12 protein-coding genes are annotated in these 12,453 nt (G+C 62.7%); 9 read left to right on the top strand and 3 right to left on the bottom strand.

The features are described 5' to 3' along the window. Positions 1-34 precede the first annotated feature (34 nt). The 5 genes from ACR64R_RS03995 (at position 35) to ACR64R_RS03975 (ending at position 5,044) form a co-directional block, all read left to right on the top strand. Positions 35-931, top strand: a complete 897-nt coding sequence (locus tag ACR64R_RS03995) for a LysR substrate-binding domain-containing protein (protein ID WP_487360390.1) — start codon at positions 35-37, stop codon at positions 929-931. A 166-nt stretch (positions 932-1,097) separates the two neighbouring features. Beyond that, entirely contained in the window at positions 1,098-2,192 is a 1,095-nt protein-coding gene (locus tag ACR64R_RS03990) for an ABC transporter ATP-binding protein (protein ID WP_487360389.1), read from the top strand. 71 nt (positions 2,193-2,263) lie between these two features. Further along, a complete protein-coding gene (locus tag ACR64R_RS03985) occupies positions 2,264-3,376 on the top strand; it encodes an ABC transporter substrate-binding protein (RefSeq protein ID WP_487360388.1) in 1,113 nt (370 codons plus the stop codon). 22 nt (positions 3,377-3,398) lie between these two features. Continuing rightward, positions 3,399-4,232, top strand: coding sequence for an ABC transporter permease (locus ACR64R_RS03980; RefSeq protein WP_487360387.1), 834 nt, complete (start codon positions 3,399-3,401; stop codon positions 4,230-4,232). Positions 4,233-4,237: 5 nt separating this feature from the next. Further along, positions 4,238-5,044, top strand: coding sequence for an ABC transporter permease (locus ACR64R_RS03975; RefSeq protein WP_487360386.1), 807 nt, complete (start codon positions 4,238-4,240; stop codon positions 5,042-5,044). 476 nt (positions 5,045-5,520) lie between these two features. Here ACR64R_RS03975 and ACR64R_RS03970 read toward each other — a convergent pair whose 3' ends face one another. Continuing rightward, positions 5,521-5,880 (bottom strand): ArsR/SmtB family transcription factor, encoded by a 360-nt coding sequence (locus tag ACR64R_RS03970; RefSeq protein WP_487360385.1) that lies wholly within the window; start codon positions 5,878-5,880, stop codon positions 5,521-5,523. A 409-nt stretch (positions 5,881-6,289) separates the two neighbouring features. Between ACR64R_RS03970 and ACR64R_RS03965 the strand changes: the two genes are divergently transcribed. The 4 genes from ACR64R_RS03965 to ACR64R_RS03950 all read left to right on the top strand — a co-directional run bounded on the left by ACR64R_RS03965 (position 6,290) and on the right by ACR64R_RS03950 (position 10,553). Beyond that, a complete protein-coding gene (locus ACR64R_RS03965; RefSeq protein ID WP_487360384.1) occupies positions 6,290-9,328 on the top strand; it encodes a PAS domain-containing hybrid sensor histidine kinase/response regulator in 3,039 nt (1,012 codons plus the stop codon). Positions 9,329-9,422: 94 nt separating this feature from the next. Further along, positions 9,423-9,626 (top strand): hypothetical protein, encoded by a 204-nt coding sequence (locus ACR64R_RS03960; protein ID WP_487360383.1) that lies wholly within the window; start codon positions 9,423-9,425, stop codon positions 9,624-9,626. Between the two features lie 106 nt (positions 9,627-9,732). After that, complete coding sequence (locus ACR64R_RS03955; RefSeq protein WP_487360382.1) at positions 9,733-9,978, top strand: DUF982 domain-containing protein; 246 nt, start codon at positions 9,733-9,735, stop codon at positions 9,976-9,978. A 332-nt stretch (positions 9,979-10,310) separates the two neighbouring features. After that, complete coding sequence (locus ACR64R_RS03950) at positions 10,311-10,553, top strand: DUF982 domain-containing protein (RefSeq protein WP_487360381.1); 243 nt, start codon at positions 10,311-10,313, stop codon at positions 10,551-10,553. Between the two features lie 285 nt (positions 10,554-10,838). On the opposite strand, the gene ACR64R_RS03945 is transcribed toward ACR64R_RS03950, so the two are convergent. Continuing rightward, positions 10,839-11,804: a glycosyltransferase family 8 protein gene (locus tag ACR64R_RS03945; protein WP_487360380.1), complete on the bottom strand. Its 966-nt coding sequence runs from the start codon at positions 11,802-11,804 to the stop codon at positions 10,839-10,841. Then, positions 11,801-12,406 (bottom strand): CatB-related O-acetyltransferase, encoded by a 606-nt coding sequence (locus ACR64R_RS03940; protein WP_487360379.1) that lies wholly within the window; start codon positions 12,404-12,406, stop codon positions 11,801-11,803. The genes ACR64R_RS03945 and ACR64R_RS03940 overlap by 4 nt, the downstream gene beginning before the upstream one ends. Between the last annotated feature and the right edge of the window lie 47 nt (positions 12,407-12,453).

Here is a 12,453-nt window from a genome sequence, read left to right as displayed (position 1 = left end):
CGGTTCGTGCAAATTCGGTTCACCTGAGGCCCCCTTGCGAATACCGTCCACACAGGCGTTGCGCGCCCTCGACAGTTTTGCCCGCCACGGCAGCGTCTGGCGCGCCGCCGACGAGCTCCACCTCACCCGCAGCGCTGTCTCACATCAGCTTCGGCTGCTTGAACGCGACCTCGGCTTCGACCTCTTGCAGCGCATCGGCAAGGGCGTGGCACTGACGCCGCGCGGCCAGCGCTACGCGGCCGATGTCAGAAAGGCGCTTACGGTGCTCGGCGACGCGGGAGCGCAGAACAACGGCGATGGCGTCGGCGGTTCATTCGGCATCTCCTGCCCGCCGGGATTCGCCTCGATGTTCCTTTGCACCCATATCGGTGAATTCCAGCTGATGTATCCGGATGTGGCACTCTCCGTGCTGACGCCGCGACGCCTCGACGACGTTTCCAATCCCGAGGCCGACGCCTTCATCGCCTTCGGTGTCGGCAACTGGCCGAACCGGGCAGTGGAACTGCTTTGCGAGGTCTCCTTCACTCCCCTCTGCAGCCCGACGCTGCTCAACAAGGTCGGCGGCTTTTCCAAGCCCGCGGACGTGTTGCGCGCCAATCTCCTGCATCTTTCCGACACCGAGGACTGGGCGCGATGGCTGGCGCTGTCCAAGGTGGAGAATCCCGATACCGAGGGCGGCATCTTCTTTTCCGACATGAACCTCGTCTTCTCGGCGGCGATCGCCGGCCAGGGCATCGCGCTGGGCGACGAACTGACTGGCCGCCGCGCGCTGAGCGAGGGCCGGCTGGTCAAGCCGTTCGAGGCGACGGTCCCCTCGCCGCGGGCCTATTTCCTCGTATTCGAGCACGCCAAGGCAGGGCACCCGGTGCTCAACGCATTCAGCGACTGGCTGAGGGCGAAGTTGTCGGAGAGCAGCTTGGCTAAGTATTGAGATGGCGATCGAGCGCCATTCTCTCCTTTGCGGGGCATTGGCAGCTTCGGTGCCGGCCCTATCGCACCACCCGTGAATCAAATTTGCCGATCAGGCGAAAACTATTCGGTTGCGGTGAACGCACGCCATGCCTACGATTTCATCGGGAACTGAGGAAAGAGCGAGGATGCAGCAACCTGGCCGGGCCGCAGAGATCAAGGCGAACGGGATCGGCAAGAGCTTCGGCTCGTTCCGTGCGCTGGATAATCTCACGCTCGATATCGGTCGCGGCGAGTTCCTGACGCTGCTTGGGCCTTCCGGTTCCGGCAAGACAACCTTCCTGATGATCCTGGCCGGCTTCGTGCAGCCGAGCGAAGGCAAGCTTTTCAGCGACGGCGTCGACATCACCAACCGGCCGGCCGAGCAGCGAGCCGCCGGCATGGTGTTCCAGGGCTATGCGCTGTTTCCGCATATGAGCGTCGAGCAAAACATCGCCTTCCCGCTCAAGGTGCGCAAGAAATCCAGCGCCGAGATCAAGAGCCGCGTCGGCGAGATGGTCGAGCGCGTCGGCCTCAAAGGTCACGAGAAGAAATTGCCGGCGCAGCTTTCCGGCGGCCAGCAGCAGCGCGTGGCGCTGGCCCGCGCGCTGGTATTCGAGCCGGGCGTGCTGCTCCTCGACGAACCGTTCTCGGCGTTGGACAAGAGCCTGCGCGGCCAGATGCAGGCCGAGATGAAGCGGCTGCACCAGGAAACCGGCACCACCTTCGTCTTCGTCACCCACGACCAGAGCGAGGCTTTGGCGCTGTCGTCGCGCGTCGCCATCTTCAACCATGGCAAACTGTTGCAGGTGGGCAAGCCGGATGAGGTCTACGACCGGCCCGCCAACCGCTTCGTCGCCGAATTCCTGGGCGAGATCAACATGCTGCCGGTGAAGGGCGTGCGCCCGGCAGACAACGGCGCGACGGGCCTTTGCGAAGACCGCGCGATCAACATGCGCTGCAAGGCCGAGGCGATCAAGGGCGACGCTATCCTCGCCATCCGGCCCGAGGACATGTCGATCGCGCCGGAAGCGTCGGTCGACGAGAATGGCATTGCGGCGACGGCTGTCGCCTCGACCTATATGGGCGCCGCCACCAAGCTCGACCTCACCACGCGCCAGGGCGCCAAGGTCACCGTCTCGGTGCCGAACGAGGTCGCGGCGGCGGCTCTCAGCAAAGGCAATTCCGTCTGGCTTACCTGGCCGGCGGAGAAGGGTTTCCTCCTTCCGGACGGAGGACAGTAGCGAGCGCCGCCGCGGCCTGAAATTGCCGCATCGGCTTCCGGTTCAAATCAACGACAACAAGGGGAACTGACATGAGCGATACCAAGAAACAGACCATCGAATCCCTCGCCGAGCGGACCAAGCGCGGCGAGATCTCGCGCCGGCAATTCGCGCAGCTTGCGGGCCTCGTGCTCGCCGGCACGCCGCTGCTTTTGCGCTCGACCGGCGCCCACGCCGAGACCAAGGGGCTGGTGCTGGTCAACTGGGGCGGCGACGCCATCACAGCTTATGACGCCGCCTATGGTCAGGCCTTCACCAAGGATACCGGCATCCCGGTCAAGATGGACGGCTCGGGCCCGACCGAAGGCGCGATCGCGGCGCAGTACAAGAGCGGCGCGCCGACCTGGGACCTGGTCGACGTCGACCCGTTCTCGGCGATCACGCTGGGCGCCCAGGGCATGCTCGAGCCGATCGACTACAAGATCGTCGACAAGAGCAAGATGCGGCCCGGCTTCGGCTGGGAATATGCGGCGTCCACCTATTTCTTCTCCTATGTGATCGCCTACGACTCGAAGAAGTTCGGCTCCAACGCGCCGACCGGCATGGCCGACTTCTTCGACGTCAAGAAATTCCCCGGCAAGCGTTCGCTCTACAAATGGGGCGTGTCGAGCTGGGAAGCGGCACTTCTGGCCGACGGCGTGGCGCCCGCCTCGCTCTACCCGCTCGACCTCAAGCGCGCCCATGACAAGATCGCCGCATTCAAGGAAAACGTCGTCTCCTATTGGGGCGGCGGCGCCGAGAGCCAGAGCGTGCTGCTCAACGGCGAGGCTTCGATGGCGATCGTGTGGTCGACCCGCGCCTCGCTGATCGAGCAGGACTCCGGCGGCCAGATCAAGTTCATCTGGGACCAGGGCCTGATCTCGCCCGGCGCGCTCGCGGTGCTGAAGAACAACCCCGGCGGCAAGGAAGCGGCGATGAAGTTCATCGCCAGCACGCAGGACCCGCAGAAGGAACTGGTGATGTTCGAAAAGCTCGGACAGGGACCGGCCAATCCGGCGACGGACGCGCTGATCCCAGCCGACAAGAAGCGCATCAATCCGGTCGATCCGGCGAACATGGCGAAGCAGATCCCGCTCGACATGGAATGGTACGCCAAGAATTACGGCGCCGCTCTCGACGAATACACCAAGATCATCTCGGCCTGATCGGCCGGGACGCCAAGCTGACATGAGAGGCACCCTCTCCGACAGGATGGGCGCGGCGCTGTTGATGGCGCCGCTGCTCCTGTTCCTCGTTTTTGCCTATGCCTGGCCGTTCCTGGGCGTGGTGAAGTGGAGTTTCACGCTCCCGACGCCCGGGCTCGGCCAGTACCACGCCTTGCTCACCGACGAGCTGGTTCAATCGGTGTTCATCCGCACGCTGCGCATCGCGGCGATCGTCACCATCGTCTCGGTCACGGCGGCTTACGCCATCACGGTGGTGTGGGTGCGCGGCAGCCCGGCGCAGCGCGTGCTGGCCGAGTTCTGCATCCTGGTGCCGTTCTGGATCTCGGTGCTGACGCGCGCCTTCGGCTGGGTGGCGCTGCTCTCCAATCGCGGCCTGATCAACACCTGGCTGCAGTCGATCGGTTTCATCTCCGAGCCACTGACGCTGGTGCGCAACGAATTCGGCGTCATCGTCGGCATGTCGCATTTCCTCATCCCCTTCGCGGTGTTTCCGCTGGCATCGGCCATGCGCAGCCTGGACGAGCGCGTGCTGCTCGCGGCGCGCGGCCTGGGCTCCAGCCGCATGCGCACTTTCTGGACCGTGTTCGTGCCGATGACGCGCTCCGGCATCATCGGCTCGGCGCTGATCGTCTTCGTCTTCTCGCTGGGCTTCTTCGTCACGCCGGCGATCCTCGGCGGCGGCCGCAGCGTGATGATCGCCGAGCTGATCTACCTGCGCATCTTCCAGAGCCCGGACTGGGGGCTGGGGGCGGCAATCAGCGTCGTGCTGGTGGTGTTCGTCGGCGCGCTGATGGCGCTTATGTTCCGCTACGTCAAGCCGAAGCAATTGGTTTAGCAAAGATGCCGACCTACCGTCCCGGCCCCGTTTCGCTTGTGCTCGCCGTGCTGGTCGCGTTGTTCCTTTTGATGCCGCTGCTTGCCGTCATTCCGGTGTCGCTGACGCCGAGCCGCATGCTGACCATGCCGACGGGGGAACTGTCGCTGCGCCACTACCGCTCGCTGATCGAAGATCCCCGATGGCTGGATTCGATCCTGCTGTCACTGCGGATCGGCGTCGTCAGCAGCATCCTTTCCACCGCGCTCGCCCTCGCCTTCAGCCTGGGCGTGTGGATGTTCCAGCCGCGTTTCACCGCCACCCTCGTCGGCTTCGTGCTGCTGCCCATGGTGGTTCCGCCGGTGGTCTCGGCGGTGACGCTCTATTTCCTGCTCACCTCGGTCTCCGGCGTCACCTCGTTTTTCGGCTACGACACCTGGCTTGGCGTCGCAATGGCGCATTCGGTAATGACGGTGCCCTTCGCCACGGTGCTTATCCTGGTGTCGCTCAGCCAGTTGGACCGGCGCATCGACCTTGCCGCGCGCGGTCTTGGTGCCAGCGTGTGGGAGCGCGCGACGCGCGTCATAATGCCGAACATCAAGTTCGGCATCGTCACAGCCGCCCTGCTCTCCTTCGTGCTCTCCTGGGAAGAGATCGGCGTGACGCTGTTCATCACCTCGGTGAACGCCATCACGCTGCCGCGCCTGATGTGGATGGGCCTGCGAGACAACATCGACCCAGCGATCGCGGCACTCTCGGTGATCCTGATCGTCATCACCGTGCTGGTGCTGGCGGTGCGCAGCGTGGTCACCGGACGGAAGGCGTCGCCATAGAGACGTCCCTTTTCCCTGGAAACGACAGCCGTCGATCTCCAGGCGGAGACCGCCTTCGCTTTCCCTGGAATTTCTCTCGCCGAAAAACGAAAGAGGCCCGCCGCAAGCGGCGGACCTCTTACGGAGCCGAAGTGGAAGCCCGGCTCCGTCATGATCCGGGGGTGTGGATCGAGTCGAAATCTAGCCAACAGAGTTCGGCAGTGCGACTTACAAATCCGTATACTTCGGCAGACCGGCCGCTTCGCTGCGCGGGAAATCCTGCCATATCAGTGCTTTACAGGAAACATCCGGGCTTGAACTATCGGCCTGTCAAAGAAACGTGATTGAGGGCCCCGCCGGCGAATGGCGCGGCAGCTTCGAGGTATTGAAAAACAACGGCGTCGCCGCCATGCGGTCCTTCCGCCCAGGCGCCGCGACATGGAGGCGCCGCGCCGGACGAAGGCCCCCGGGGGCCTCGTCCATGCGTGGCGGGTGGCTCAGGCGGCCTGCGGCCGCCGCATCCTCTCGACAAACGCCTGCCTTGCCGGTCCCGCCAGCGGCTTGTCCTTGGCCAGCAGGCCGTCGAGCAGCGCCAGAAGTTCGCGCGCCGCTGAAGACTTGCAGGAATAATAGACCATCTGACGATCGCGGCGGGTCTCGACCAGGCCAAACCTACGCAGTTTGGCCAGGTGTTGCGACAGCGCCGATTGGCTGAGTTCGACCTTGTCGGCAAGCACGCCGACAGAGAGTTCGCCTTCGGCCAGGTAGTTCATGATGAGCAGACGCTTCTCGTTGCCCATCACCGCAAGAAAGGCTGCCGCGCTTTCTGCGTTGGCGGTAAGTTTCTTGGTGACCATCGATTTCCCCATGGTTCATGCTCTTCCGAGGCCATGGGGGCAAATGGCTTCAGAGTTCCAGAGCGTTGGTGAGCATGTCCCAAATTAGAGACGGGACCTGCCCTGCTTCTTTTTCGACCAGAACCCCTTCGCAACCCGGTTGCCACCACGTCGGAGTCGTTGGTCTCGGATACGCGCAAAGCTTTTTCCCAGCGCAAGCCAATGCAGACTCGGAAAAATTCCACGCTGCTAATGCGTACCAGCGTGTCGCTCATTCGGCAAGAATATAACGAGGCCGGCAAAATACGCTTGCTTCCAGGCTGTGCCGCTGCTGGCGGCCAAGCGCCTCTCTCAACGAACTTTTCGAACGGTGAAGGAACCTTACGCTCCTTCTCCCGTTTCGCGTGGTCAGGGCGCTCAGGGGGAGAATTTGCCAGTCGATTCAGCGGAGAAGTATCCGTTTCTCTCAGGCGGCGGAGAGGCGGCCAAGATCATCGCGTCGTTCGATTGGGCTTCGACGTCGTTAGGGGATATCGATCAATGGCCCGAATATCTCAGAGCCTATATTTCATTCATCCTGCGCTCTCCCGTAGCCATCGTCACACTGTGGAACGAAGACGGCGTGATGATCTACAACGACGCCTATTCCCGCTTCTCCGGTGGGCGCCATCCGGCGTTGTTCGGCTCGAAGGTGCGGGAAGGCTGGCCCGAGGTTGCCGACTTCAACGACAATGTCATGAAGGTCGGCCTGGCCGGAGGAACCCTCGCCTACCGCGAACAGGCGATGACGCTCTATCGCAACGGCAAGGCTGAGGAGCTTTGGCTCGACCTCGACTATTCGCCCATGCTGGATGACAAGGGCAAACCGGTCGGCGTCATCGCCGTCGTGGTGGAAACGACCGGCAAGGTCAATCTGCAGCAGGAACTCAAAGCCGAGCGAGAGAGCCTGCGCCGCATGTTCGACCAGGCACCCGGCTTCATCGCCATGCTAAGCGGCCCGGAGCATCGCTTCACCATGGCCAACGAAGCCTATCTGACGCTGGTCGATCACCGCGACATTCTGGGCAAGCCGGCTGCCGAAGCGCTGCCCGAGATCGCCTCACAGGGCTTCATACAGCTTCTCGACACGGTGTACGCGACCGGCGAACCCTTTATCGGCCGTGGCCAGAAGGTGACGCTCCTCTATGATGCGGACGAAGATGCCCGCTATCTCGACTTCGTCTACCAGCCGGTCGTCGACGCCGGCAAGGTAACCGGCGTATTCGTGCAAGGGCACGATGTCACAGACGTCAAGCGCAACGAAATGGCGTTGCGCGAAAGCGAAGAGCGTTTCCGCTTGGTGGCTGAGACTGCACCGGTCATGCTGTGGATGAGCGATAACGCCGGAAAATGCGTCTACCTCAACCGGGCCCAGCGCGAGTTCTGGGGCGTCAGCGAGGAAGCCGTCGCGCAGTTCGACTGGTTGGGAACCATCCACCCCGACGATGGCGACGCGCTGGAGCCATTCCGAAAAGGCATGCTCGACCACGAGAGCTTCGGTGTCGAATTGAGGTTGCGACGCCATGACGGCGCCTACCGCACCATCGTCACCAACGCCCGCCCCCGCATCGGCCCGCGTGGTGAATTCGTCGGCATGATCGGCGTCAATGTCGACGTGACGGTGGAACGCGAGACCGAAGCCGCGATCCGCGCCGAAACACGCAAGCTGCAAGTGCTGAATCGCTCGGCTGCCGATGTTGCGGCCGAGCTCGAGGTCGACAAGGTCGTACAGATCGTCACCGACGCCTGCACAGAGCTGGTCGGCGCCGAATTCGGATCGTTCTTCTACAATGTCATCGACGACAACGGCGAGTCTTACATGCTCTACGCCTTGTCGGGCGTGCCACGCGAGGCGTTCGCGCAATTCCCCATGCCGCGCAACACGAAAGTCTTCGCGCCGACCTTCACCGGCGAAGGCGTCGTGCGCTCCGACGACATCACCAAGGATCCGCGCTACGGCCGGAACGACCCGCATTTCGGCATGCCGAAAGGACACTTGCCGGTGTGCAGCTACCTGGCCGTGCCGGTTGCCTCGCGCAGCGGCGAGGTGATTGGCGGGCTCTTCTTCGGCCACTCCAAACCGGCACGCTTCGTCCCGGAACATGAAGAGCTGCTTGAGGGCATCGCCGGCCAAGCGGCGACCGCAATCGACAATGCCAGGCTTTACCAGGCGGCCGAGCGCGAGATAAGGGAGCGCCGCCGCGCCGAAGAAGCGTTGCAGACGCTGAATGCCACGCTCGAGGAACGAGTCGTGGAAGAGGTGCTCGAGCGTGCCAAGGCCGAGGAGCAGCTGCGCCAGGTGCAGAAGATGGAAGCCGTGGGTCAGTTGACGGGCGGCATCGCGCACGACTTCAACAACATGCTGGCCGTCATCATCGGTGGTCTCAATCTGGTCCAGCGCAAGCTTTCGAAGGGCGAGACCGACGTCGGACGCTTTGTCGAGGGCGCCATCGACGGTGCGCGCCGCGCCGCCGACCTGACCAAAAGGCTGCTTGCCTTTTCCCGGCAGCAGCCTCTGGCCCCAGAGCCGGTCAATCCCAACCGCATGGTGTCCAACATGACCGAGCTGGTGGCCCGCACGCTCGGCGAGCCGATCACCGTCGAGACGGTGCTCGGCGCGGGCCTGTGGCAGGTCAAAGTCGATCCGGCTCAACTCGAGAGCGCCGTTCTCAACCTCTGCGTCAACGCGCGCGATGCGATGCCCGACGGCGGCAGGCTGACCATCGAGACCTCCAATGCCTTCGTCGATGACGCGTTCGCACGGGAATTCGCGATACCTTCCGGTCAGTATGTATTGATCGCGGTGGCCGACACCGGGGTCGGCATGTCCGACGAGGTCATGGGCCGAGCCTTCGACCCGTTCTTCACCACCAAGGAAACCGGCAAGGGCACGGGGCTTGGACTGAGCCAGGTGTACGGCTTCGTGCGCCAGTCCGGCGGTCACGTGAAGATCTATTCGGAGCTCGGTGTCGGCACCAGCGTGAAGATCTATTTGCCGCGCTTCTATGGCGACGTCCCGGCGCCCGTGAAGGTTTCCGTTGTCGGCACGACCCATCGCGGGCTGCCGACCGAGCAGGTGATGGTTGTCGAGGACGAAGAGAGAGTGCGGGCTGTCTCGGTGGAGGCGCTCAAGCACCTCGGTTACAGCGTCATCGAAGTCGCGTCGCCGGTCGAGGCACTGCGGCTGTTCGAGTCCGGCAAAACGTTTTCGCTGCTGTTCACCGACGTCGTCATGCCGCAAATGTCGGGACGGGATCTCGCCGATCTGGCGCGCAAGCACCAGCCCGACCTCAAGGTTCTCTACACGACCGGATATACGCGCAACGCCATCGTTCACAACGGCGTATTGGATGCCGGCACCAGCCTGTTGACCAAGCCGTTCAGCATCGATGAACTTGCGGTGAAAGTACGCAAAATCCTGGACGAGTGAATTGCAGCCACCGCGCGAGGACTCACGCCTTGCTTGAAGCGGTGCTAATCTTAGCCGTATCACAAAAGGGGACGTTGGCGTTCGAGGAGGAACCATGTCCATTGCGTCGATTGCCCGAAATACCTTCACCCCCGCCGAAACGGCCATGCTCGGCCGCGTCTACGACAGGGGCAATTTCGAGGGCGAGACCGCTGAACAGAAGGAGGCGCGCGCCTCGCGCATCATCGCCAATTACATGGCCGGAATCAAAGACGAGGCTGAATTGGTCGCGCTTTCGCGCAGGCCCCTTGGGAGATGAGCCACGTGCTTCACCGGCCCGACAGGCCTTCACGGTAAGTTGACGTTCCAGCGGGGAACTCCAGAGCAATAAATCGTGTTCCGAGATAATTTCGGGAGGTGTCGCGATGATGCAGGGATGGTTTTCCAGGCCAGTTGAAGTCGCTGTCGGCCTTGCCGGCTCGATCCGCCATATATCCAACGCCGAACAGGCCGCTGAACTGCTGACCGGCCAATGGCGCGACGCCGGCAGTGCGCTGCATGGCGAGGCATTGCGGGCGTGCCGCAGGGCGATCCGCGGCGACGTCGCGGCGGACAGCGCCAGGGAGGCCTTCGTCGTCGCCGCACGCGAGGCGCACGTACTGGTCGAATAAGGCGTGGCGTCGGCGTGTCCCACGAGCCTGGCCATCGCTGAGGAAGCCATAGAATAGGCCTAAGGGGTCTTGCCGCGTGTCGTCAGCCTGGCACCTTCGATAGCTCGCCAGTGCGGGTGAGCCCAATGACTTTGGCCATGGGATTTCAGCCATACAAACCGTGTATCGGCCAGCTCATGAGGTCGTTCGAACGGGTCCGTTCCGGCCAGAAAATTCTTCGGAACCTTACGCCTGATGATTGGTTAATGCGCAATCCGCAGTCGTGGAGTCGCATCGGGCGCATTGGGCGCCGATTGCTTGCTCAAAAGACGATCATAAGAATGGAGGAAGTGATGAACGATGTCTGGTTTTCCGAACCAGTCGTGATCGATTTCCAGCCGAACGGCCAGCGCAAGGTGTCGAGCTGCTTCGAGGCGATGGAATGCCTCGACCAAGGTTGGCCGGGGCAGGCGCGCGACGGCGCCTGGCGCTCGGCGAGCCGCGTCTGCCGTGACGCGCTTGACGGCCTGCGCAGCCCGGTGGAAGCGCGCAAGACGCTGCGCAAGGCGGCCAAGGTCGCCGGCCTGCTGGCCTAGCGCCGTTTTTCCCAGGGCGTCCCACCGGACGCCGCCGAGCCCGTCGCGGTTTCCCATTGCCGCGGCGGGCTTCGGTTTTTCCAGACAGGCGAAAGCGACGGCCGACGCATACTCAAGAATGCGTTCGAGCACGCATCCCGTGGGTTACATGAAAACGCCGGCCGCTGGGCTTAGGGGTTGCCTGACGGGTTCAGGCCAGTTCATTTCGGCGAGTCGGGCCCCACGCCGCAACACCGGCGCCTCAGCGTGGTAAACGCAGGGTTACTATCCACAGCGCATGGTCGATCAGGCGAAACCGCCAAGCACTTCCGGAAACTGGACTGCCATCGCACCTTCGTCCGCGTGCCTGGCATAGATCCGATGCATCTTCATACCGTCATATCTGGCCCGGCGGCGCTGCACATCCTTGCCGAACAGGCCGGCAACGGCGTCGAAGCGCCGGAAGAAGCGCTTCATGACGCCGCGTTCGAAGGGGATGCGCTGCTCGAACGGCTTACCCCAGGGCGTGTCCTTCGCCAGGTCCCGCCAGATCCTGAGCGCATCGAGTTCGACCCCGACTTGATTGCCCCACGGCTTGCCTCCCGCGAAATGCCTGGCCCAGGCTTGCGAGAACCGAAACTCCCGCGTTCCAAGCGACTGCAGGTTCCAGTTCGGATGCATCGTCTGCCATTTGCCCTCGAAGGCCACGTTCAGGGCGTTTTGATCGTTCATCTGACCTTCGGCAGCAAGCTTGCGGGCTTCCTTCATAAGCTGTTGTTCGCGCACCGGCGCCATGTTGAACACGATGATGCCGGCGTTGAAGTAGGGGGCGCCCGGCTGCATGGACATTTTTTCCCGATAGGCTGGCCGGAAATACATGTAGTCATCATGCGCAGCGAGCAAAGGCGCATGAATGGGTTGTCCCACCAGGTCGGCTATGTCCCGGTTGAAGAGAACGTCGCAGTCGATATGCGCAATGCGGTCGTAAGGCGCGAATTCCGCAAGCTGATCGACAAAGAGCCGGATGAACGTCGCGACGCTGCCGGGACGAAAGCGGAAACCTGACGCGGCCATGAATTCCGCAACATCAACCACCTGAATGCGATCTTTCAACAGACGACCGGCGACGCTCCTGTCGGCATCGCTCGCTCCGAGATGAAGAATGAAGCCGTCCGTCGGTTCTTGTGAAACATCCAGTATCCGGCGCGCGGCAAGACAGGCATAAGGAAAGTACCTGGCGTCAGCCGCTACGAAAAAACATGATTTCGTCATTCGGCGTCATCTACCCCGACGGATTTGCTGGCTGTGCCTGCCACAAAATGCCGAGCTACGAACGTTTCAATGGGACCGGAAAGCACGGCCGCCTCGTCTTTGATCTTGTCGTCGTTCCAATGCCACCACTGGATTGTCAGCAGCTTCGAAATGATCTCCTCTGAGAAACGGTACCTGATCAACCTTGCCGGGGAGCCACCCACGATCGCGTAGGGCGGCACGTTCCTGGTGACCACAGCTCCTGCCCCGACGACTGCGCCATCGCCGATTTGAACGCCCGGCAAAATAATTGCGCCATGGCCTATCCAGACATCATTGCCGACAATGATGCCGCCCGGCCTGCCGCCATTTGCGATTGGCTCGGGCTGCTTCAGCAACCGGCTGTATATAGGGAACGACGTCGCGCCGTCGGTCGAATGCTGGCCCGAGCACATGAAAAGCACCTGACCGGCGACCGAGCAGAAGGCTCCAACCCGCAGAGGTGCATCCTTGGTCGGGAACAACACTTTTCGCCATGTCACGCCGTAGGTGTGACGTCCGACCGTCACATGCTCCGGCAATTTGGAGCGAATATCCTTCAGCCATTTGGAAAACGCTGACATCGAGTTACCTCCGGCCGCTCCCGCCGACATAGCCCCGGATCGGCCGA

The organism is Mesorhizobium sp. MC2-1-1, from assembly GCF_057597255.1.
Note: the sequence above shows the minus strand (reverse complement) of the source record. Positions and strands in the feature narration are given on the sequence as shown.